Here is a 17,634-nt window from a genome sequence, read left to right on the forward strand (position 1 = left end):
CGAGGGTTACGCACTGACCCGACCATGCCCGTGGATGGATAGTTCTCACCATCCCGAATAGGCTGCTTTATTGGTAGCGTGAGCACCTCAGAGCACGGTGGGAGGAGCCCTATGTCGGGGAAGATGCTGGGAGCGGACCCCGAACAGTTGCGGCTGTTCGCCAAGGACATGACGGCTGCCGGAAACAATCTGCGGCATACCGCGATGACCTTGACGCACGTTATTTCCGCGGCCCAATGGTATGGACCGGATGCGGATAATTTTCGCAGGACTTGGTCAGGGCACAAAAGATCCATAGCCCAGATAGTCAACGGCATGAATGATGCTTCAGCCAGCTTGCAGCGCAATGCACAAGAGCAGGAAAACGCCAGTTCGGCCAATTCCTTGGGCACCCACGGTTCGGGCGGCCTTCCCAATACCGGCCCGCCCAATGCCGGTCCCACCGCGGCGGAGGTGAGCGCTGCAGCCCAGGAGCTCACTGACAAGCTCAACGCCATGACGGCGCAGGAACGGATCAGCTACCTCCAAGGCGATGATTTCAAACGGTGGGCCGCGGAAAACTCGGCGGCAGCCAAACAGGCCATGGATGACGCCGTTGCTCAGCGCCTGATTCTGGAAAAGTCACCGGAGTACAAGAGTTTCCTGAATGACTATTGGAACAATCTGGCGATGGAAAGGATGGGCATAGACCCATCGCAGTGGGACACGTCCAAGGGAACGGCACACAACTGGGAGACCATCAAGAAGGTCTACGACTTCTACGGTCAACAATTTCTGGCCAACCCAGATCTGCAGTGGGCAGGCATGGCGAACATGATTGGCCCCTCCTTCGCAGGAGGTTTCAAGGACATGGACATGGTGCGCACCATCGCCCAAGAGGTTCTCAAAGGCCCCATCGATAAGATTCCCTTTGACCAGTTGCAGTGGCTGCGAGACGTCGCGGCCATGCCGGATGACGAAGTTAAGTTCTATGAAGTTGCCATGCTGGATATGAACAAGGAAATCTTCCTCGATCAGGCCCGCCAGCACATGGCTTATGAGCATGGCGGGCTCACAGAAATTGATCGGCTCAACGCCTCCGGTGCCATCAGCAGGGAAACAGCCCAGGCCTGGCATGACATCGACTCCGGGGATCCGGAACGCATCAAGCACGGCAATACTGTGCTGTTGGATCGGGAACAGAACCAAATCATCAAGGACGACTACGACTTCATGCGTCAACGGCCAGTAACCGGGGAGGCCGTGACCTATCTGGTCACGCTCGTGGGCGAGCCTTCCATCCCTGGAGCCAAGAGCTTTCCGGAGGTTTTCCCCTATATTTTCAGCGTTGAATCGCCCGGCCCCAAGGACGTCCCTGGCACCCACTGGGATAACCCGCTTCAATTCCGCACTGAAGTAACCACGGGCCTGCCGGACGGTAACATTGCCAATCAAGAACAACGCTGGGCCTTGATCACCAAGGACACGCTGCCTCAGTATCAGGAGTTGTTGGCCAACGATCCTGCGAGAGCACGCGAGATCATCAGCACAGACTTTAACCAAAGGGTGGAACAATCCCGGCCGAGCCACAACATTGCACCGATCGTCAAAAGAATTTTGGACGGATTTCGGGTGGAGGTCCACCAACGATGACTCAACCAGCGATGACCCAACAAGCGATGACCCAACAAGGTGTGCCCAACCGTTCCAACACCACCCGTACCGCGCCCCGCTCCACCCTCTGGCTCCTCATGGCGGCGCTCGCATGCTTCGCCTTGACCGGATGCGGATTTACTCTGGGCGGCCCGTCCACCAACACACAGGAGGCTCCCATGCCGACCACCGAATTTTCTTTGCTGAATGAGCAGGGAGTTGCTCAGATCAAAGAAAGCAAGTCAATCCGCCTCGACTTCCGCACGGGCGCCTTGATCAAGCACGAGGTCGGCCTGCCGGACTCGGCGTATGGTCCCGAGTTGGTTGCCCCGCGGGGACAGAAATTTCTTCTGAGCATTGTAGGCAGTGAGGGTACGGTGACGGCGGAGACGGACCACGTCCGCTTCACCACCACCGACACCATGCCCACCTTGGACATCATTTACTACTTTTTGACCGCTGACACGGGCGAAGAGTACTTCGCGCTGGTTCGTGAGGGCGTGGAGAAATATGGGATTGACCGGGCAGATGCCGAGAACTGGATTGACAGTGTCAGGGCCCGCCCCGATGAAAAGCACGAGTATGTGCTCACGCCTGGGTTCTCTCCGGGGTTCGGTGTCACCTATGATCTTCGCTATGACGGCAGCAAAGCGACACAGGTCATTATTGTCTCGGTGTCCGCCAGCTAACCAGCTAAGTAGCCGCACCGCATCACCAAGGAAATGGGCGTGACATGGCGAAATCGCAGGACACCACTTTGTGGGCTTTGGTGCACGCGGAGAGGGCAGCGCTGGCAGAGGATTTAGCGCTCCTTTCGCCGGAGCAATGGCACCAGCCAAGCCTGTGTGAAACGTGGGATGTTCAGCATGTGCTGGCGCATCTGAGCGCTGCGGCCAGCACTGGCCAGTGGGCGTGGATTTCCAGCATGCTCGGCGCCCGGTTTCGGCCCGCTGTGCACAATCAGCGGCGGTTGGCGAAGCACCTAGGTGTCACTCCGTCGGAAACCCTGGAGAACTTTCGGGCCGTTATCAACAGCACCGTGGCGCCGAGCTCGGACACGGCCGCCTACCTCGGTGAGGTTGTGGTGCATGCCCAGGATATTCGCCGTCCGCTGGGACTGGCTCGGACTCCGTCATTAGCAGCGTTGACCCCGGTTGCGGAATTTTACGCGAGCCGTAATTTCGCCGTGCCTAGCCGCAGTAACGCCGCCGGGCTGCAACTGCGGGCGGAGGATGGGCCCTTCACTGCAGGGGCAGGAGCTCTTGTCACAGGCCCCACACTGGCTCTGGTGATGGTCATGGCCGGGCGCACCGCGTACCTGAGCGAGCTGAACGGCCCGGGCGTGGGCGTTCTTCGCGAACGCCTGGAACAAAAACGCAGCTAAGAATCAGCTCCGCGCCCTGGCAGGCTTGAAAAAGTCCAAACGGACGTCAATTCATTTTCAATCTGGCTGGCAGCGCGGGCACCAGTAAATGTCCCGGGCAGCACGCACCGGGAAGTCCGGATCTGCCAAGGTGGCGTACCGGATGGTGGCCCCGCACCTTTTGCACGGCTTTCCCGCCAAACCGTAGACCCACGCCGCTGCCTCACCGCGTGCCGGCCCGCCCGTGGTGGAACGGCCCGAGCGGTCCTTATTAGCTTCAAGCAGCCGCTTGGCAAGGTCCACCATGCGCGGCAAATTAGGCACTTCGCTCACAGGCCGCGCCGGATGAACGCCACCTAGAAAACACAGATCATTGCGGTAAACATTGCCAATCCCCGCAAGATTTCGCTGATCCAGCAACGCCAGCCCCACGGCCCTCTCCGGCCGGTCCAACAGGTTGTGCAAGGCCAATCCGGCATCCCAGTCAGCTCCTAGAAGGTCTGGACCGAGGTGTCCAACAGCCTCGCTGACCAATGCTTCCGGCAGCACTTCCAACGTGCCCAAGGAGAACCCCACCGCCGTGGCCTGCGCCGTGGTGAGGACAGCCCGGGCCGTGAAGGCTGGCCGCCGCCACCGCGCAGCCCGGCCAGTGGCGCTAACAGGGTAAATATCCCAGTGACCTTCCATGGATAGATGGGAATGGATCACTAGTCCGGCCACATACATGAGCAGGTGTTTGCCACGCGATTGCACAGAGGTGAGCGTTGACCCTGCGAGGTCCAAGGTTGCATACGCGGGCACCCTGAAGTCACTTGACGTAAGTACTTGTCCCTCCAGTACTTTCCGTAGATCCCGCGCCTGCCGCCAGACGGTATCTCCCTCAGGCACGGATCCGTACCCCCTTGGGCGAGCCGTACGCGCCGGAGGCCAATAGTGCCGCGGCCAGGGGGGTGCCCAGAACATCGAGCCCGTTGACCTTTTCAATGGCCATTTTATCGATGGCTCCTCGCCTGACCACCTGAACCAGTGCGGCCGCGGCGAGGGCAAGGCCTGGCTCCCTGTCACTGAAGCACAACAGCGTCCGCCCGCCGCGCTCCACATACAGAACCAAAACGCCGTCGACCATGACCACCAGAGCGCCAGCCTTGCGCCCCGGCCGGTGCCCGGAATCCAGCGGCGGCCACGGAAGTGCGGCACCATAGGGGTTTGCCGGATCGGTGGCTGCCAGGGCAAGAGCCTGCGGTGGACGCGGATTTGTGGTTGCGTCCTCGCTGAAGCTGCGCAGCCTATCCACCGTGGCAGAGACGGCGAATTGTGCTGCGCCCAAGTGCTCGATGAAGTAGCCGCGCCGGCACTTGCCGCCTTCCTCCAGCCGTGCCAACACCTTGTACATGAGCCCGAATCCGCCCGGGATTCCCTGGTTCACGACGGAGCCGCGCGTCACCACGCCGTACCTGTCCAGGAACAGCTCGGCGAGTGCGTGGCTGCGCAAGGTGGTCTGGGCACTGTCCATCTGGACGCTCGCCCCCACTTCAGTGCCAGTGCCAACGCCGGGTAAAAGGCTCCAACGCCCTGCAGATAAGGGCGGCGCCCCGCGCGGGGTGCCCCCGGCCAGGCCGGGCCGAGCATACCGTCCGGCCCGGCCTGGTCTTAGCCGGGATGGCGGTGGCTTCTGCTTATGCGCTGTGTGCCCGCCCGCGAGCAGGGCACGGACCGGGGCAAAGGTGTCATTGCTGATGCGTCCGGACCAGAACAAGTCCCACAGTGCGGCGGTCAGCTCGGAATCGGAGGCCACCAGATCCGGCCCGTTGGCGCTCATTTCCCGCAGCTGGTGGAAGAAGTAGGCGCCACCGTTGGACAACGCCGTCAAGAGCGCAGACTGGAAGTCCGTGGGCTCCAAATCGGCAGGTGGGGCCAGCGTCAGTTCAGCGGACTCGGCCACGTGAAGGCTCAGCCAGCCGTCATTGGAACCTATGGAACCGGCGCCGGAGACCAGAACTTCCCCGGTTGCGCTGAGCTGATCGAGCATCGCGGGGGAATAGTCGGCTACCCGGGCGGCCAGCACAAGGGGTTCCCATGCCGACGCCGGAATCGGTACCCCCGCCAACTGGTCCACTACCGTCAGAACCCCGTCTAAACCACGCAGGGCGGGGGTGCCGGAAGCTGCTGTGACATGCTGCCATGTAGGCAGGAACCTGGCAAATGCTGCAGCATTGACCGGCTCCACCTCGGCCCGCAATGCGGCGAGCGAGCGGCTGCGCAACTGCCGCAATACAGCAACGTCGCACCACTCAGTGCCACCCTCCGGATACGCGGTGCCACCCTCCGGATACGCAGTGCTGGACTCTGGACGGGTCAGTTCGGCAGGGCGGAACTCACCTTCCGTAACCCTCCTATCCGCTGCCAGCCGGGCCAGCCCGGAACGGACGATCGCAACACCTAATCCCAGCCTCGTTGCAGCTTCCGCCGTGGTGAACGGGCCGTGGGTGCGGGCATAACGGCCCAGCAGATCCCCCAGAGGATCCGCCACAGGTTCAATGAACGCCAGCGGAACGCCCATGGGCAGCGGGATGCCGAGGGCATCACGGAGCCGCGCAGCATCTTCAACGGCAGCGAAGCGCTCCTGCCCAGCCATGTTGATGCGCAGCGCCCGGGTTGCTACGACAAGCGCCTCCGCGTAACTGCTCGCCATGGCGGCATGGGCAGCAGCGGTTGCCAGCTCAGAAGTACCGGCTAGCCCAGAAGAACTGGCCAGCTCAGAAGTACTGGCCGGGGCAGGCGCACTGGGTGGGGCGGCGGCGGAGGGTGGGTTCCCGGCGTCGTGCAGGTCCTGGCTGGGCTCCAACACAGCTGGCGTTTCCGGAAGAAGCCGGGCAGCAATCTCGGCCACAGTGAGCGGGCCCAGCAGACGCAACAAATCCGCAACCCCCTCAAGGCCACGGACGCGGCGGTCTTGATCGGGGCCGGCGCCCGCGAGCCGCTGCAAGGCGGATTCAGTGCGGGTAATGACGGTGGGGTCCAGGAGCTCACGCAGTTCGGCTCGGCCCAGCAATTCATCGAGCAGGGCAGGGTCCAGGGAGAGGGCGGCGGCGCGGCGTTCGGCCAGCGGGGAATCGCCCTCGTACAGGAAACTGGCCACATAGCCGAACAGTAGGGACCGGGCAAAGGGCGAGGGCTGGCTTGTGGTGGTTTCCACGATCCGCAGTTCACGCCGTTCAATGGCCGCGGCAATGCCCTTCAGCGCGGGCAGGTCATAAACGTCCTGCAGGCATTCGCGCACTGTCTCCAGCACGATCGGGAACTGCGGGTACTTCCGGGCCACATCCAGCAGCTGGGCTGAACGCTGCCGCTGCTGCCACAGGGGCGAACGCTTACCGGGATTCTGCCGGGGCAACAGCAGTGCGCGGGCCGCACATTCACGGAAACGGCTGGCAAAAAGGGCGGAACCACCCACCTCGGCCGTCACAATGGCGTCTAATTCCTCGGGGTCAAAAAGGAACAGCTCCGCACCGGGCGGCTCATCATCCATAAGGGGAACGCGCAGCACAATGCCGTCATCGGAGGCCATGGCCGAGCCGTCCAAGCCGTAGCGTTCGTGCAGCCGGGCCGCCACTGCCAGAGCCCAGGGGGCATGGACGGGCATGCCGAAGGGGCTGTGCAGGACCACGCGCCAATCGCCCAGCTCATCATGGAAGCGCTCCACCATGAGCGTTTTGTCATCGGGCACCGCGGAGGTTGCCGCCTTTTGTTCCTCCAGATAGCCAAGCAGGTTGTTGGCCGCCCACTCATCCAGGCCCGTCGCTTCGCAACGTGCCAGCGCCTTTTTGCGTGGGGCGGCACTGACCTCGCGGATGAAGGCGCCTAGTGCCCGGCCCAGTTCCACAGGCCGGCCCAGCGAATCGCCCTTCCAGAAGGGCAGCTTGCCGGGCTGGCCAAAGGCGGGGGAGACAAGTACCCGGTCAAAGGTGATGTCTTCGATCTTCCAGCTCGTGGCACCGAGCGCGAACACATCACCCACCCGGGATTCGTAAACCATCTCTTCGTCGAGCTCGCCCACTCTCCGCCCACCCTTGTTGGCGGAGCCAGCGGCCCCCGGCTCCTCCGAACCGATAATGAACACGCCGAACAGGCCCCTGTCCGGGATGGTGCCGCCGGAAGTGACGGCCAGCCGCTGGGCGCCGGGGCGGCCAGTGATGGTGCCGGCGGTTCTGTCCCAAATGATGCGCGGGCGCAGCTCTGCAAATTCATCGGAGGGGTACCGCCCGGCCAGCAGGTCAAGTGTGGCGTCGAAGGCTGAACGGGGCAAGGCGGCAAAGGGCGCGCTGCGCCGCACCGTCTCAAACCAGATCTCAACATCCACCGACTCCAACGCCGTGGCCGCGACCGTTTGCTGCGCCAGGATATCCAGAGGGTTGGCGGGGATGGACAACGGTTCAATTTCCCCTGCAAGCATCCGCTCTACGGTGACGGCCGAATGCAGCAAGTCCGCTCGGTGCTTGGGGAACAGCAGTCCCTGCGAAATCTCGCCCACCTGATGCCCGGCGCGTCCTACCCGCTGCAGCCCGCTGGCTACCGACGGCGGGGATTCAACCTGGATGACCAAATCCACAGCCCCCATATCAATCCCCAACTCCAGGCTGGAGGTGGCCACCACTGCCCGCAGCCGCCCCGATTTCAGATCGTCCTCGATCAGGGCTCGTTGCTCTTTGGAGACCGAACCGTGGTGGGCTTTGGCGAGCACATTCGGTGCCCCTGCCACGGACCCGGCCTGTGCCATCATCTCGGCGGGCAGCCTGGCCGGGGACTCCGCAGTCCGCCAGGGGTCCGCGGGGGAAAGGCCGGCGGCAGACCCGTCACCACCCGGCGCGGCGCCACCTGACGCGGCGCCACCCAGCGTGGCAAGCTCGCAGCGCTCCACATAAATCTCATTGAGCCGGCCCGTCAGGCGCTCGGCTAGGCGGCGGGAATTGGCAAAGACGATGGTGGATTTCTTTGCCAGGACGGCGTCCACAATTTTCTCTTCCACATGCGGCCAAATGGAGGCGTTGGGTGCCAGACCGGAGGCGGGCCCGAGATCGTGGCCCGCGGTAAGCGCCGGCAACTCGGTCATATCGGCAACCGGGACCGTGACGGCCAAGTTCCAGGTCTTGGTGCTGGCCGGGGCAACGATGGTCACGGGGGCCTGACCTCCCAAGAAGCGGGCCACAGTGGAATGCGGCTCGACAGTGGCGGAGAGACCAATGCGCTGGGCGGGTTTTTGCAACAGAGCATCCAGGCGCTCCATGGACACTGCCAAGTGGGCTCCGCGCTTGCTGCCAGCCACGGCATGGACCTCATCGATGATGACGGTGTGGACATCACGGAGAGTTTCTCGCGCCTTCGAGGTCAGCATGAGATAGAGCGATTCCGGGGTGGTGATCAGGATGTCCGGCGGATGGCTGAGGAGGCGGCGGCGCTCGCTGGTGGGAGTGTCGCCGGAGCGCACGCCAACGCTGATGTGGGGCGCTTCCAGACCCAGCCGCGCGGCAGTTTGCGTAATGCCGATTAGCGGTGCACGCAAGTTTCTTTCCACGTCCACGCCCAAGGCCTTCAGGGGAGAAATATACAGGACGCTGGTGCCGCGGGGGCCCTGCGTATTGTCCGCGTCCCGGCCACCTGCAGCACCGGTGCCCGCACCCAGCTTGCCAGTGCTCAGAGAGTCCAGGGCCCACAAAAAGGCGGCCAGCGTCTTTCCGGAACCAGTGGGCGCCACCACGAGAGTGTGCGCTCCTCCGGATATCGCATCCCAGGCCCCGGCCTGTGCCGGAGTGGGTGAGCTGAACGCGCCCAAAAACCATTCGCGGGTTGGTTCTGCGAATTGATTCATGACCGGCTTTTGGCTTCTTACATCCACGGCTCCATCATGCCGCATGGCACCGACATATTGCGCCAAAGGATGAGGGAAAGGATATTCCTAGGCAAAATTTTGGCGGGGAGCGCACTTGTGGTGCGGCAGTGTCGGTGCCGCGCGGTAATCTATCGGTAGGAGCGGCAATGGGTGCCGATGCCGGTCCGTCATTACAAACGTGCCAGCTGATGCTCCACTTGAGAGAACCTAGGAGGTCAGGGACAATGAAGGTACGCCATATTGGCAACAATTGGTTCCCCTTGCTGGGTATGGCACTGCTCTTTTTGCTCTCCGGAGCCATCAGCATGGTCACCGATAAAGGCAACGGGGCCGACGCCGGATTCTTCGCCGTGGGAATGCTTGTTGTTGGCGCAGTGAGCGCTCTGTGGCTGTGGAAGCACCCGTCCTGGTGGATTGCTCCGCGCAACCACTATTTGTACTTGGCAGGTGGCACTGCACTAGCCGTTGCCGTAAGTATGTTGCTGCCATTTTTGAATGGCACAGGTCCCTGGCTGGTGCTAGGTGCCGCACTTGCCGTGTACGGCTACTTTGAACGGTTCAGGCTGCTCATGACAGTGGGCGCAGGGGTGGCTTTGGCGGGCTTGCTGACAGCGGTGATCCATGCAGAGATTATCGGTGGCGCGCTGCACCTGGTGAGCACCGCCATTTTGGCAGTCGGGGCCAACAGGCTGCACATCTTGCGCCATGGAAGACGCCGGGAATCGGCCGACAGCGAGCCCGACTTCATCGGGTCCTTCGAAGAATTCGACCCCAACGAGGCCCTGCGTCCGTAGCTGCGTGCTATTGCGTGAACGCGCCGATGCTCAGCAATTTGATGTCTTCATTGCTGCACGCCGTCAAAGTGCGGGAGATGGCAAGGCTGTCCGTGGCGCTGGGCGGATACACCAGAATTGACTCTGCCTGCACTCGCTGGCAGTTCTGATAATTGCCAGCCTGGGTGTAGCGCAGGGTGGCGCCGGCGCTGTCTCCCGGAGCCAGTGTGATGGGCCCCTTCGATGGCGCCTGCGGGTCACGTTCTGCTGGTGCCCCGATTGGGGTGGTACTGCCAGCTGCCACCATGGAAACTCCCGGGTAACCGTCCAAAATACATGGTGCCGCTGACGAGTTTGTGAGGACCAGGGTCATGTAAATGTGCCCAGCTGCGCCTCCGCCGCTGTCATCCAGGGCGCCACTCAAAGAGGACGCGGGACACAGCGGTACACCTTGGTCTGTGGGCGTGATGGGGGCAGCGCTTGTAGGCGATACCGCGGACGACGGCGCCTGCCCAGCTGTGGGGGATGGTGTACCTGCGCTGGGGCTGGCCGTGGTGGCTGTGGTGGCAGCGCTGCTGGGGCGCGGTGAGGCTGTGGAGTCCCCGGAACTCTGCGCTCCACACGCAGCCAGTGAACTGCCTAGAAGGATCATGGAAGCTGCCGTGAGCAGCTTTCCCCACGAGTACTGCTGGACGGGGGTGCGTTGTGGGGAAGTCATGCCCCTACTTTTCCGCGCGAAGGTTAATGAGTCAACTGGCCCCGCCGTGTGCGGTTTGATCGGGGCTGGCACATTTTCTCCATCCGGAGTGTCAGCGCAGCCGTGACAAAGCAAAAAATGCTTCTCACGGCTGCGCTCACTTACCTTGGCAGATGGTGATAGTTTGCGGCAGCCCGCCAGTCATCTGGGTGGGGTGGCCAGCGGGGTGCCAGGCGGAGTTATTTCGTTACGCCTTTTTGCTGGTGCGCAAAAATGCCAAGCCGCCCAGAACAAGTCCGGCCAGCCCCGCACCCAAGCCGAGCCAAGCGGGCCAGGCGGTACCGGCGTCGCTCTTCTGAACGGACGCGGCAGCCCCGGGGGCGGCGTCAGCGGCAGGGGCGCCGTGCCCGTCGCCCTCCGCCACAGCCGCGGTGACGGTCAGCTCGGGGGCAGGGGCGTCCACGGAGTCATGGTCCGCACCGGCGGCCGGAATTTCCTTCCAATCGGTTTGTCCCACCTCGCACTTTTGCAGTGTGGGGAAGTGCAGGGTGGTTCCCACCGCATCAGGCAACTGCACGGACAAGGTGAAGGTGTCCCGCTCATGGTCAACCAGCGGGGTTTTAGCTGTGTAGGTGATGGAAGCCATGCGTTCACTGATCTTGCTGCCATTGGCCAAGGTGCGCGGAGTGTCCAACTTCTCGCTGGTGGTGCTGATGGTCCAGTTCGGGTTGACAGTGGGGGTGGCGGAGTTCAACTCATCGGGCAAGGTGATGGTCAGCGCGGTGGTTGGCGAGCCATCGCAGCCATGGCCCACCGAAAAAGTGACCAGTGAATAGGATCCGGCCGCGGTTTCTGTGGGAGTGGCGCTCACGTGGGCAGACGCGCTGCCCAGGCCCAACAGCATCAAGGTGCTGGTGGCGCCAACGGCGAGGGTGATTTTGAGAGTGCGTGAAAAACGCATGATGAAAGCCTTTCGAATGGGCGGGTGCGCAAAAAATTACGGGGTAATGGCACCCCGCGACGAGTTCGAAGGGTGCTAGGCGAAAATTGCTACTCCGGCAGGTGGACCACGGCGGGTGTTGGCACGCAGATTGCGCCACGGCAGGCGGGGCAACGGGCGTGGCATGATGGCTGGCCGGCTTGGTTTTGCCGGAATTTTAAGCACAACAGCGGCGCTGCGGTACAGTGGGCGCAGCCAGCCCGCGAGTGCCCAGAGAGCGTTCTCACCATAGGCGAGCAGGCCGGCCGCGGCGAGCGTGGCAGCGATGTGGGCCGCCCACATCCACGGTGACATTTGCACTGTGTGGCTAAGGTTCTCAATCCCAGAGCTTGCCAGCGGGACGGAAGAGGCCATCATGGCGGAGGCGTGTTCCTCAGCGGACATGCCGTGGTGGCTCATGGCCGGCGCTCCGGGGACAACACCTGCACGGGCGCCATGGGAGAGCGTTTCAAAGCTCTGATGCAGAACCAGTTGGCTGCTCGCCAGCAAGGCCACCATGGTGGCGGGCGAGATTTGGAATTTGGTGGCGATCGTGGAGCACAAAATATGTAGTGCCATGATGGCGACCATGATCGCTGGAGCGGGGAGTGTGCCGCCGCCCAAGAGGTGCGCCCCTGCTGCCAAACCGAGGATGGTGGTAGCTACCGCCGTGGTTCGGAGCAGTCTGAAGGGAGCGTGAGGCACCTTGCTCCTTTCCATCGGTTGACCACTGAAGTTTAGCGAGGGGAAGTGATCAGGGTAAAGTCGGGCCGCAAACGTGTACGCCATCTGACGTTGCCACGCCGGGGCGGGACAGTTCAGGGCGGGAATTTTCCGCCCGCGAGGCTGTTGCTTCGGGGGCCGTGGAAGGGGGAACCATCGGAAAGGGCGGAACAGGGGGAACAGTGGGTACTGGAGGAATAGGGGAGGAGCCGGGCAGGCGGACGGTGAACGTGGTGCGCCCAGGGGTGCTGGCCATGGATACGGTGCCGTCATGGGCGAGCGCCATTGCCCGCACAATACTCAGCCCCAAACCGGTACTGCCAGATGTTGCGGTGCGGGCCTGATCGGCGCGGGAAAACCTGTCAAAAATGATTTTTTGGAACTCGGGGTCAATACCGGGACCATTGTCAGAAACTTCCAAAAGGGCCGAGCCGTCGGTAGCTTGGGACAAGGCGATATGCACCTCTGTTCCTGCGGGTGTGTGCTTGGCAGCATTGGAGAGAAGGTTCAGAAGTATCTGGCGCATAGTGGTGGCCTCGCAGGCCACGTTCACCGGTTGGTCCGGAACAGAAAAGCTCCAGTGGTGCCCAGGAGTGGCCACCTGAATATCGCGGACGGTCTCCAGAGTCAGCGGCCCTAAATCTACGGACACTGCAGGTATTTGTTGTCCGGGGTTCCTTGGCCCGCCCGCTGAGCGGGCCTCGTCCAGCCGGGCAAGTGTCAGTAAATCTTCCACAAGCCGGCTCATTCGCACTGACTGAACCTGCACGCGGTCCAAGGAGATTTGTCCGTCGGGGCTCAGTTGCTCGGTCATGGACAGCAGTTCGGCGTAGCCGCGGATCGCTGTCAGGGGCGTGCGTAATTCATGGCTGGCGTCGGCCACAAAACGGCGCAACTTAGTCTCACTGTGTTGACGTGCCTGTAAGGCGTGGGACACGTTGTCCAACATGGCATTGAAGGCGTACCCCACATTGCCTACTTCTGTCCCAGGACTAGCCGCCGCGGCCGGGACCCGGGCACTTAGGGCGACCTCTCCGGCGTCGAGCCTGAGCGTAGAGACTTGGGTTGCGGTGTCCGAAAGCTGCGCCAGGGGGCGCATGTTGCGCCGGATGATGGTTGTCCCGGCCCACCCCAGCGCCAGCAGCCCTGCCAAAGAGACCAGCACAATGGAGAGCACCAGGGCGGAGAGGGTTTGTTCGGTGGCGGCGAGTGGCAACCCGGTAATGAGGACGTCGCCATTGGGAACAGCTTCAGCTTGCAAAAGGTATCCGCCGATGGAGAGTTTCTTGGTGCGCTGCTCGCCGTTGGGGGAGAGCTGGGCCAGAATGTCAGCATCTGCGGTGGTTAATTGTTGTCGGCTGCCCGTGCCGGAGAGGATACCCGCATAATGCACTACGCCGCTGCTCAGGACCGCGCTCAACTGGCCAGCGCTGGTTGCCCGTGCGTTGAGGGGATCGGGAGGGTTGGCGCCGTTTTGGCTTGTATAAAAGGCAACTGTGCGCACTGACGCTTGTTGCAGGGAAGAATCGAGCTGGTTCCGCACCGTCATGCTCAGGGTTGAATAGCTCACCATGCCCACCAGCGCACAAATGACCGTCAGGAGAGCCAGCATGACGGCAACGAGCCGGGTGCTTAGATGCCAGGTGGAGGGGCGCAGGGCCTGCCACGGCTTGGTGCCTGTGATCAACATGGCTTGATCACGTAGCCTGAGCCCCTGACTGTGTGAATCATGGGCGGGTTCTGGGCGTCAATCTTTTTGCGCAGGTAGGAGATGTAGAGCTCCACAATGTTGCTTTGGCCGCCGAAATCGTAGTTCCAGACGCGGTCTAAAATACGGGCTTTGCTCACCACATGGCGGGGGGTTTCCATCAGAATTTTCAGTAGCTCGAACTCCGTTGCGGTCAGGTTGATCTCGCTCCCTGCGCGGTGGACTGCCTTAGTGTCCTTATTCAAGGAAAGATCTCCCACGGTTAGAACCCCAAAGTTCGCAGCCGTGATGCCAGAACGGGCAACAATTCGGTGCAGCCGCAGCAGTACTTCCTTCATGCTGAAAGGTTTGCTGACATAGTCATCACCGCCGGACTGCAAACCGGCCACTTTATCTGCCACGGCATCTTTGGCGGTCAAAAACAAGGCGGGGACCTCCGGGTAGATGGTGCGCATCCGCTGCAATAATTCCACCCCATCCATGCCCGGCATCATGATGTCCAAAACCAGCACGTCCGGGGCAAAGTCGCGGGCGATCTTCAGCGCCGCAAAGCCGTCATTGGCCGTGGCCACGTCCCAGCCAGAGATTTCCAGGCCACGGCGCATCAGATCCGCTAATTCTGGTTCGTCATCCACCACGAGTGCGCGGATGGGTTCGCCGTCGGCGCGGGTGAGCGTGGGCAGGGCGGCCGGTGGTGTGGGCGTCTCTGATGAAGGGTTGGCCATGCCTTCATTCTCGGGCATCGAACCAGACGGTAGCTGGATGTTTACTGGGATTTCTATGTGTCAGCGGGGTGGTATTTATTCGTGGTGACGGGAACTTCCGGTCTATCCGGGGCGTTTAGTGGAACGTTAGTTGCACACAGAACGCACAAGAGCCCCCAGCCGGTGCCGGGGGCTCTTGTGGAAATCTTTTAGGGTTAGAGACCGAACCAGATCAGCCCGAAGAAGCCGGCGATGCCGATGAAGACGGTGACGGCTCCGATCACAGCTCCGGACCGGCTGCCGTTGTCCTGTTCCTGCGCGCTTGCTGAGGACTTGTTTTGCGTTTGGGTGCTCAATGACATTCCTTTGTTTGAAGGCCCAAGGGGCGTAGACCGGGATCGGCGGCTGTGTTGCCGCAGGTGCTTTGCAGGCAACTAAAAATATTCCACCGGCAATAGCGGTGACCCTTCCAATCTACCAACGGCCGCCTGAAAGGCCCAAACGCCGCCCAGTTCCCTGTGCGGCGCCTAGCCAGTGCGCCGACAGCATCGAGTGCGCCGAGGATCTCCGGCGCCTGCTAGATGCGGTTGGCGGAGCAGGTACTGCTTGATCCGGTGCACCGAGGAGTCGCTTAGGGCGATGACCTGATGGTCCCAACGGGCAACTGCCGCCTGGATGTCATCGACCAGCTGGCGGCCGTTCTGTGCTGCAGCAAAGGACGTCTTAGCCACGGCTGTGATGATGGCATTTGTGTTCCCAGCCCGGTACTCGGTCAGCGCGCGGAAATAGGCGTCAGCGCGCTGGGCGAAGGCGAGAACGTCCGCCATAAGGCTGGGGATCCGAGTGTGGTGATGCGGCACAAATGTCGCAGCGTGGCGGGAGATGCTGCCGCTGCCAACCCAAACCTGTTCATTGCGCCAATGGCCTGTGTATTCAGGAGTAGTGTCCCGCAGCAGTGCATCGTACATCGCGATGATCGAGTCCTAATCTAACTGGTATGAGCGCGAGATGGTCGCGGTTATGACACGAACGTTTGCGACCACGAGCCGTGCGTTGTCGGACTTTGACCGGCTTATCTCCGCGAGAGCCACTTTGCTGGCGCTGGGGGTGAGGCTCTCCACCTCCGCACTGGAGACAGACTCCCTGCGCAGCAAGATAGGCGCGAACGGGGCGGTAATCATTCCGGCTTCAGCGTCGAACCTGGCGAGAAGAGGAGCGCAGTCACAGCTTGCGGGGACCTTGCGTGAGATTCGATGGCAGGCAAGCGCAATCTGCACCGAAAACGCACCTGATAATCCCTAAAAATGACGAAAACCCCCGGTTTCCCGGGGGTTTTCATTGGCGGTGACGGTGGGATTTGAACCCACGTTAGGCTCTCACCTAAACAACATTTCGAGTGTTGCACCTTCGGCCGCTCGGACACGTCACCAACGGCTCAACCTTACCGGGTCAAAGCGCTACAACAAAAATCATGGGCCCAGGGTGCACAATGGTGCCATGGACAGCGCAACGCGACGTGCTTGGAGCTGGCACAAACAAGGCCTTGACGGGTCACTGGCCGGCAGCGACGCCGCCACGGTGTTGAGCCTGGCGGGCTGGGCCCGCTCCGTGGGCGGCGCCAACCCTTACCTGACCTTGTTCGCCCGTGCTGGCATTCGCCGGGAACAAGCTGATGCCGACGTTGCGGCCCTGCGCATCCATGAACTTCCGACGGCGCGCGGCTGCACCTATGTGCTGGGCGAGGACGATTTTCCGTGGGCGTTGTCGCTTGGCCGGGGCGCCGCTGAGGCAACGGTGAAAGTGTTGGACAAGCTCGGCGTCGAACGTGGAGAAGTGGCCGCGCTGGAGGCGCAGACCCTGGAAATACTAAGAGACGCCAACGGCCCGCTTGATCCGAAACAGCTCAAGGAACAGTTGGGTGAGGCGGTGCGCAGCCTCGGCGATGCCGGTAAGAAGAAGGGTGTAGCGACCACGCTGCCCACAGTGCTCGGGCTGCTGCAAGCTGATGGCCGCATTCGCTGCGTACCCGTCAACGGCAGGCTCGATCAGCAGCGCTACGCCTACACTGCATGGGATCTGAGCCCTGTCCATGAATCGGGAGAGGATGCGCGCGCCATGCTCATGGAGAAGTACTTGGGGTGGACCGGCGGGGCAACGCTGAAGCAAACCCAGTGGTTCACAGCCTTCACCGTGGCGCAAACAAAGGCGGCGCTGGAAGCTGTGGACGCAGTAGAACATGAGGGGCTGTGGATGCTGCCACGGGATGTTCAGGCAGCCGAAGATTTCACCCTCCCGCCAGAGGAGCAAATCCAGTTGCTGGCTGGCTCTGATTCCCTCTTCCTGCTGCGCCGGAACGCAGTGGAGCACTTTGCCGGTGATGACGGGGACCGTGCGCTCCTGAAAACAAAAGTTGCCCTGCAGGCCGATCTGCCGGATCACCCCATCGTGGACCGCGGGCGGATCATAGGGCTGTGGCAGTACGATCCAGGCGGGCAGAGAATTGCCCACTGGCTCTTCGAACCACCGAGCGCCCCCGTGAGCCAACGCATAGCCGAGGTGGAGGAATTCATCCGCGAAGACCTGGGAGATTTCCGCTCCTTCAGCCTGGACTCGCCCGCGAGCCGGCAAAAACGCATCGACGCACTCAACGCGGCGGCCGGGCAACGGTAAGGCGGCCGTGATGCGAAAAGCAGCAGGAATTGTGGCGGCAGTGCTGCTCCTGTCAGGAACGGGCTGCGGCCAGCCGGTCGGAACCTTTGGGGGCGACGGCTGCATGCCGCCCTCGTTCTCGCTCAGCGCCGATGCTGCCCGCCCCGGAGAGTCTTTCACCATCAGTGCCGATGATGCCACATGCAACCCTCGCTATGGTGACACCGCGCAAATCCAGCTCGAAGTCATGGATGGCTCCGGTGTAAAGATTGTGGACACCCTGGCTCCCATGAACGACGCCGGCGGGTTCAGTACCGCCGTGACCCTCCCCGAATCTGCCGTCCCCGGCACAGGATCTGTGGCTGCCTTCCCTTATAACCTGGACTGGTGCGATGACACGGGGCGGAACAATAGGGTGGGCCATGGCGCAGCAGAAATCCACAGGGCTTCCTGTGTGCTGCCCTCGCAGACGCTTACCATCGAGCCCTAAGAGCAGCCACTGAACCATTTTCTGGGGGT

Annotated in this window: 15 protein-coding genes and 1 tRNA gene; 6 read left to right on the forward strand and 10 right to left on the reverse strand. The window is 62.1% G+C overall.

What is annotated here, in order from left to right:
* Positions 1–111: 111 nt before the first annotated feature.
* The 3 genes from RY113_RS07240 to RY113_RS07250 are packed head-to-tail and all read left to right on the forward strand — an operon-like array spanning position 112 to position 3,016.
* A complete protein-coding gene (locus RY113_RS07240) occupies positions 112–1,632 on the forward strand; it encodes a WXG100 family type VII secretion target (protein ID WP_315914041.1) in 1,521 nt (506 codons plus the stop codon).
* Positions 1,629–2,321: a hypothetical protein gene (locus RY113_RS07245; RefSeq protein WP_315914042.1), complete on the forward strand. Its 693-nt coding sequence runs from the start codon at positions 1,629–1,631 to the stop codon at positions 2,319–2,321. The genes RY113_RS07240 and RY113_RS07245 overlap by 4 nt, the downstream gene beginning before the upstream one ends.
* Before the next feature lie 44 nt (positions 2,322–2,365).
* Positions 2,366–3,016, forward strand: coding sequence for a maleylpyruvate isomerase family mycothiol-dependent enzyme (locus RY113_RS07250; protein ID WP_110105045.1), 651 nt, complete (start codon positions 2,366–2,368; stop codon positions 3,014–3,016).
* 57 nt (positions 3,017–3,073) lie between these two features.
* On the opposite strand, the gene RY113_RS07255 is transcribed toward RY113_RS07250, so the two are convergent.
* Both RY113_RS07255 and RY113_RS07260 read right to left on the reverse strand, forming a co-directional pair.
* Positions 3,074–3,883, reverse strand: a complete 810-nt coding sequence (locus tag RY113_RS07255) for a DNA-formamidopyrimidine glycosylase family protein (RefSeq protein ID WP_315914043.1) — start codon at positions 3,881–3,883, stop codon at positions 3,074–3,076.
* Complete coding sequence (locus RY113_RS07260) at positions 3,876–8,861, reverse strand: DNA glycosylase AlkZ-like family protein (RefSeq protein ID WP_315914044.1); 4,986 nt, start codon at positions 8,859–8,861, stop codon at positions 3,876–3,878. The genes RY113_RS07255 and RY113_RS07260 overlap by 8 nt, the downstream gene beginning before the upstream one ends.
* A gap of 245 nt (positions 8,862–9,106) precedes the next feature.
* On the opposite strand from RY113_RS07260, the gene RY113_RS07265 reads away from it, so the two are divergent.
* Positions 9,107–9,676 carry a hypothetical protein gene (locus RY113_RS07265; RefSeq protein ID WP_110105042.1) on the forward strand — a complete coding sequence of 190 codons (570 nt, stop codon included), beginning with the start codon at positions 9,107–9,109 and terminating at the stop codon, positions 9,674–9,676.
* Between the two features lie 7 nt (positions 9,677–9,683).
* On the opposite strand, the gene RY113_RS07270 is transcribed toward RY113_RS07265, so the two are convergent.
* The 8 genes from RY113_RS07270 to RY113_RS07305 form a co-directional block, all read right to left on the reverse strand.
* Entirely contained in the window at positions 9,684–10,373 is a 690-nt protein-coding gene (locus RY113_RS07270) for a DUF4232 domain-containing protein (RefSeq protein WP_315914045.1), read from the reverse strand.
* Positions 10,374–10,599: 226 nt separating this feature from the next.
* The gene (locus tag RY113_RS07275; protein WP_315914046.1) at positions 10,600–11,313 is read right to left on the reverse strand and encodes a YcnI family protein; all 714 of its coding nucleotides are present in this window, start codon (positions 11,311–11,313) and stop codon (positions 10,600–10,602) included.
* Positions 11,314–11,388: 75 nt separating this feature from the next.
* On the reverse strand, positions 11,389–12,036 hold the full coding sequence (locus RY113_RS07280) for a hypothetical protein (RefSeq protein ID WP_315914047.1): 648 nt from the start codon (positions 12,034–12,036) through the stop codon (positions 11,389–11,391).
* Between the two features lie 49 nt (positions 12,037–12,085).
* Positions 12,086–13,744 carry a HAMP domain-containing sensor histidine kinase gene (locus RY113_RS07285; protein ID WP_315914048.1) on the reverse strand — a complete coding sequence of 553 codons (1,659 nt, stop codon included), beginning with the start codon at positions 13,742–13,744 and terminating at the stop codon, positions 12,086–12,088.
* Positions 13,738–14,487 carry a response regulator transcription factor gene (locus RY113_RS07290; RefSeq protein WP_315914049.1) on the reverse strand — a complete coding sequence of 250 codons (750 nt, stop codon included), beginning with the start codon at positions 14,485–14,487 and terminating at the stop codon, positions 13,738–13,740. The genes RY113_RS07285 and RY113_RS07290 overlap by 7 nt, the downstream gene beginning before the upstream one ends.
* A 194-nt stretch (positions 14,488–14,681) precedes the next feature.
* Positions 14,682–14,822, reverse strand: coding sequence for a hypothetical protein (locus tag RY113_RS07295; RefSeq protein WP_170120888.1), 141 nt, complete (start codon positions 14,820–14,822; stop codon positions 14,682–14,684).
* A gap of 171 nt (positions 14,823–14,993) precedes the next feature.
* Positions 14,994–15,434, reverse strand: coding sequence for a hypothetical protein (locus tag RY113_RS07300; protein WP_315914050.1), 441 nt, complete (start codon positions 15,432–15,434; stop codon positions 14,994–14,996).
* A 371-nt stretch (positions 15,435–15,805) separates the two neighbouring features.
* A tRNA-Ser gene (locus RY113_RS07305) sits at positions 15,806–15,895 on the reverse strand.
* A gap of 68 nt (positions 15,896–15,963) precedes the next feature.
* On the opposite strand from RY113_RS07305, the gene RY113_RS07310 reads away from it, so the two are divergent.
* Both RY113_RS07310 and RY113_RS07315 read left to right on the forward strand, forming a co-directional pair.
* Positions 15,964–17,136, forward strand: a complete 1,173-nt coding sequence (locus tag RY113_RS07310) for a DNA glycosylase AlkZ-like family protein (RefSeq protein WP_315914051.1) — start codon at positions 15,964–15,966, stop codon at positions 17,134–17,136.
* A 10-nt stretch (positions 17,137–17,146) separates the two neighbouring features.
* On the forward strand, positions 17,147–17,605 hold the full coding sequence (locus RY113_RS07315) for a hypothetical protein (protein ID WP_245932055.1): 459 nt from the start codon (positions 17,147–17,149) through the stop codon (positions 17,603–17,605).
* Positions 17,606–17,634: the final 29 nt, after the last annotated feature.

Source organism: Arthrobacter sp. lap29 (genome assembly GCF_032458965.1).
Classification (GTDB): domain Bacteria; phylum Actinomycetota; class Actinomycetes; order Actinomycetales; family Micrococcaceae; genus Specibacter; species Specibacter psychrochitiniphilus.

Coding starts and splice junctions, on each gene's coding strand:
- RY113_RS07290 (WP_315914049.1), bottom strand. CDS start 14,487: ATGGCCAACCCTTCATCAGAGACGCCCACACCACCGGCCGCCCTGCCC.
- RY113_RS07260 (WP_315914044.1), bottom strand. CDS start 8,861: ATGAATCAATTCGCAGAACCAACCCGCGAATGGTTTTTGGGCGCGTTC.
- RY113_RS07265 (WP_110105042.1), top strand. CDS start 9,107: ATGAAGGTACGCCATATTGGCAACAATTGGTTCCCCTTGCTGGGTATG.
- RY113_RS07275 (WP_315914046.1), bottom strand. CDS start 11,313: ATGCGTTTTTCACGCACTCTCAAAATCACCCTCGCCGTTGGCGCCACC.
- RY113_RS07285 (WP_315914048.1), bottom strand. CDS start 13,744: ATGTTGATCACAGGCACCAAGCCGTGGCAGGCCCTGCGCCCCTCCACC.
- RY113_RS07270 (WP_315914045.1), bottom strand. CDS start 10,373: ATGACTTCCCCACAACGCACCCCCGTCCAGCAGTACTCGTGGGGAAAG.
- RY113_RS07245 (WP_315914042.1), top strand. CDS start 1,629: ATGACTCAACCAGCGATGACCCAACAAGCGATGACCCAACAAGGTGTG.
- RY113_RS07240 (WP_315914041.1), top strand. CDS start 112: ATGTCGGGGAAGATGCTGGGAGCGGACCCCGAACAGTTGCGGCTGTTC.
- RY113_RS07315 (WP_245932055.1), top strand. CDS start 17,147: ATGCGAAAAGCAGCAGGAATTGTGGCGGCAGTGCTGCTCCTGTCAGGA.
- RY113_RS07250 (WP_110105045.1), top strand. CDS start 2,366: ATGGCGAAATCGCAGGACACCACTTTGTGGGCTTTGGTGCACGCGGAG.
- RY113_RS07310 (WP_315914051.1), top strand. CDS start 15,964: ATGGACAGCGCAACGCGACGTGCTTGGAGCTGGCACAAACAAGGCCTT.
- RY113_RS07300 (WP_315914050.1), bottom strand. CDS start 15,434: ATGTACGATGCACTGCTGCGGGACACTACTCCTGAATACACAGGCCAT.